This is a genomic window from Streptococcus sp. GMD6S (genome assembly GCF_000297015.1).
Map to the genome: position 1 here is coordinate 1 of NZ_AJRH01000383.1, position 783 is coordinate 783.

At 33.1% G+C, this 783-nt stretch carries 1 protein-coding gene and 1 pseudogene; both read left to right on the forward strand.

Annotated elements, in window-relative coordinates; translation table 11 throughout:
- A pseudogene (locus GMD6S_RS11900) lies at window positions 1-198 on the forward strand (DUF6261 family protein); the annotation flags it as partial.
- A gap of 131 nt (window positions 199-329) precedes the next feature.
- Window positions 330-783: YobI family P-loop NTPase (locus GMD6S_RS11905; protein ID WP_000410315.1), on the forward strand; the 454-nt coding region annotated here is incomplete at its 3' end.

Sequence of the window (783 nt, forward strand, 5' to 3'; positions counted from 1 at the left end):
CGTACCGAACTAACCAGCATCTACGACCTCTTTATGCGCTATACCGCAGCCAGCGCAGAAGCCTATCCAGAAAAAGAACACCTGACTAAACTCCTTAAAGACCTGAATACAATCCGAGATAGTAAGCGACGATTGACTGGTTTCAATAAGAAGGAGAAGAAAGCGAAAACAGAAGAAGCGACACAAGTGGCAGGATAAAACCAACCCCTTAGGAATTGATTTCTAAGGGGTTATTTTGTGTATAAAAGCTTTATATACTCAGTAAGAATTGATATAATGGTATACATAGATGAAAAGAATATAATAATCGTAAGGAAATAGAAAAGTTAATGGAAAAAGAATATAAGTTTAGAGCACTTACTTCAAATAAAGATGTTGAAATAAAGCCGATAACACTAGCAGCACTTAAGTTTGCGATTGACAATAATTCGGAAGTAACAAATGTAGCTATTACTGGTAATTATGGAGCTGGAAAAAGTAGTGTTGTTGAGAGTTTTGAGGAAAAACGTAAAAAGACAAAATTCATTCATATTTCTTTGGGGCAATATGATGAAATAAAAAGTAGTGAAAAAAATGGACTTGATAAGCGAGAAATTAATACCATTGAAGGGAAAATAATTAATCAATTGCTTCATCAAATAGATCCTAACAAAATAAGGAAATCCATTTTTAAAACTCTTGATGCTGAATCACAGATCAACCCTCTCAATATTACACTGTATCTAAGTTTAACCATACTATTATCTTTGTATCTTTTTAATATTTCTTCATGGAGTGAATTGG